The sequence below is a fragment of the Pseudomonas capeferrum genome, from assembly GCF_013523055.1.
Lineage (GTDB): Bacteria > Pseudomonadota > Gammaproteobacteria > Pseudomonadales > Pseudomonadaceae > Aquipseudomonas > Aquipseudomonas capeferrum_A.
Window position 1 is genome coordinate 1 of sequence record NZ_JAAMQM010000069.1, and the last position, 463, is coordinate 463.

The window sequence follows — 463 nt, forward strand, 5'->3', positions numbered from 1 at the left end:
TCAGCGACAACCAGGATAGTCATTGGATTACCTTCGCCTCGTTCTTCAGTTTCTCGACCAGTTCGGCCACCGACTTGACCATGATCCCCGCGCTGCGAGCCGCCGGCGCTTCGACCTTGAGGGTCTTGATGGTGGAAGCGGTGGAAACGCCCAGCGCGTCTGGAGTGACGGTTTCCAGCGGCTTCTTCTTGGCCTTCATGATGTTCGGCAGCGACGCATAGCGCGGCTCGTTCAGGCGCAGGTCGGTGGTGACGATCGCCGGCAGGTTCAGCGCGACGGTCTGCAGGCCGCCATCGATCTCGCGGGTGACATTGAGCTTGTCGCCAGTCACTTCCACCTTGGAGGCGAAGGTGCCCTGGGCATGGCCGGTCAGCGCGGCCAGCATCTGGCCGGTCTGGTTGTTGTCACTGTCGATGGCCTGCTTGCCAAGGATCACCAGCTGCGGCTGCTCCTTGTCGACCAC

The 463-nt window shown here is 62.4% G+C and carries 1 protein-coding gene; it reads right to left on the bottom strand.

The window, feature by feature from the left end; all coding sequences use genetic code 11:
* Nucleotides 1–19: 19 nt before the first annotated feature.
* A partial coding sequence (locus G7009_RS27335) for an electron transfer flavoprotein subunit beta/FixA family protein (protein ID WP_181133381.1) occupies nt 20–463 on the bottom strand: 444 nt, incomplete at its 5' end.